Here is a 669-nt window from a genome sequence, read left to right on the forward strand (position 1 = left end):
GCTATCGCCAACCACTTTGCCTGAGCGCCGTGAGCAAGTCTTGACTCATTGTGGCGGCTATATTTATTATGTATCACTAAAAGGCGTGACGGGCTCAGCCACACTAGATACTGACGATGTAGCGACTCAAGTTCAAGCGATTAAAGCAGAGACCGATTTGCCAGTATGCGTCGGTTTTGGTATCCGTGATGGTGCGTCTGCAAAAGCGATCGGTACTCATGCAGATGGCGTCATCGTCGGTAGTGCATTGGTACAGAACTTTGCCGATATCGATGCCAATGATGCCGCTGCAGTCGCAAATGCACAGCAAAAAATCATGACAAAAATGGATGAGCTGCGCGGTGCATTAGACAGTTTGAGTGCCTAAGTAATGATGATAATAGCAGTAAATCACTTTGCTATATTTAGTTTACGTGTGTAAACTAACATGATGTATAATTTGTTACAATTACTCGATTTATTCAGCTTATTGTTTATCATGACATAGATAATAGTAATGCGAATAAGCTACCGTGTTAGTCATAACTGCTCATGTTATGGCTGTATTTGCTTCCTAGACTAGACAACAATTAAACTCTTAAGGACAAGTAAATGAGCAAGCTTGCCGATAAGCCTTCAACAATGGCGAATAATATGACTGATACTATAAAAAAACCTGAAACTCAAAGT

At 41.1% G+C, this 669-nt stretch carries 1 protein-coding gene; it reads left to right on the plus strand.

Annotation, left to right across the window (positions count from 1 at the left end; all coding sequences use genetic code 11):
* Positions 1-367: tryptophan synthase subunit alpha (locus ACS8FD_RS21200; RefSeq protein WP_439277321.1), on the plus strand; the 367-nt coding region annotated here is incomplete at its 5' end.
* Positions 368-669: the final 302 nt, after the last annotated feature.

It is taken from the genome of Psychrobacter sp. 1U2 (assembly GCF_051847575.1).